This is a genomic window from Neobacillus drentensis (assembly GCF_036965245.1).
In the GTDB taxonomy this organism is placed as follows: domain Bacteria; phylum Bacillota; class Bacilli; order Bacillales; family Cytobacillaceae; genus Neobacillus; species Neobacillus drentensis_G.
On sequence record NZ_JBALPG010000257.1, the window covers coordinates 1 to 1,087 of the forward strand.

Here is a 1,087-nt window from a genome sequence, read left to right on the forward strand (position 1 = left end):
GAAATAGATGGAACCTATCAAAAATTAAAGAATATAGAACACCTCATCCCTTTCTCAAAACATTTTTATATTTGTGAGTTATACAAATATAGATACCTATTATTCAAGGGTTTATTTGAAGAAGCAGAAGCTCAAAGAGATTTATTATATAAGCAAAAGAAAAATTTTTCCCAACATGAGAACTATTTATTTCGCTACTATAATGCGATATTCTTAATCTTAAAAGGTCAGTATAAAAATGCCGATGACATACTTGATACCTTGTATACTGAAAATGATCATGAAACCACAAGTGGAGAATTCCTTTATCATCGAGCACTTGTAAAAAGTTTTCTTGAGCAATCAGGTCATGCTATTCATTTTGGTAACATGGCACTGCAAATATTTATGAACCAGCATAACTTCATTCGTATTCTCAATACACTAATGTTGTTAGGGATCAATTACACTCATTCTAATATTTATGAAGAAGCTCAAGGATGTTTTCAACACCTAATTCGCAATGCAGAATTATTAAAGGAAGAAAAAATGCTTCCGCAAATTTACCATAATATGGGATTTTTGCAAAATAAAATGAAAAATGTTAAGGAAGCACTATATTATTATGAAAAAAGTTTGGAACTGCAGCCTAAATTAAATCAACACTATCTTGTAACTTTATATTCTATTGGAGAAATACATTATTCTCTTAAATCAATCGAAAAAGCAAGAGAATGTTTTCAAGAATTGAATTCATTGTCAAAAGAACTAGGTGTTAAAAAATTTAGGCTTTTAGCTGATTTTTACCTTCTCCATATGGTCTCACCGGTCAAAGCGTTTAAATATTTAGAGTCAAAAGTAATTCCCTATCTTGAAGAGACAAATGAGCATGCTGACGACCTTGGCCGATTTTATAAAATGCTTGCAGATTTTTACAATCAAAAGGGAATTGTGATCGATGCAGTAAAATATTTAAATAAATTAATTTAGGGGGTAAATGTTTATGAAAAAGTTTGCTTTACTATTATTTTCAATCTCATTGCTCACTCTTATTACATCAACAAAGGATGTTGAGAAGCAAAGGTCCCACACAGACGTAGCGTATTAT

1 protein-coding gene is annotated in these 1,087 nt (G+C 30.5%); it reads left to right on the forward strand.

Going from position 1 to position 1,087, the window contains the following annotated elements; all coding sequences use genetic code 11:
• The coding region (locus tag V7150_RS26535; RefSeq protein ID WP_335524313.1) for a tetratricopeptide repeat protein at positions 1-969 on the forward strand (969 nt) is incomplete at its 5' end.
• Between the last annotated feature and the right edge of the window lie 118 nt (positions 970-1,087).